General features: G+C 44.2%; 1 pseudogene. It reads left to right on the forward strand.

The features are described 5' to 3' along the window. Positions 1-380, forward strand: a pseudogene (locus QVP40_RS11740) (beta-galactosidase); the annotation flags it as partial.

Consider the following 380-nt stretch of genomic DNA (forward strand, 5'->3'; position numbering starts at 1 on the left):
TGATGGAAAAATCCTCAAAAAGGAAGAAATGGAACTGAAGGAGTCCATACTGCCCGGGCAGACAGGAAGCATTTTTCTGGATATTCCGGTTCCGGAACGGGGAAAATGTTACCTGAAAATATCCTATTACTTAAAACAGGGAAATGCCCTTGTTGTTCCGGGAAGTGTGCTGGGATTTGATGAGATATTGTTGAAAAACAAAGATGGTAGAAATCAGCAGGCGGTGTGTCTTCTGGAAAACCGGAGAGAGGATCAGGCATCTGTGCAGGTTACGGAAACGGATCGGTTCCTTACTATCGAAAGCGAGAAGTTCACATATCGCTACAGTAAACTTTCCGGATTGTTTGAACAGGTAAGCTTAAATGGAGAGGAACTGCTGG

The organism is Blautia sp. CAG:257 (assembly GCF_000433815.1).
Lineage (GTDB): Bacteria > Bacillota > Clostridia > Lachnospirales > Lachnospiraceae > Blautia_A > Blautia_A caecimuris.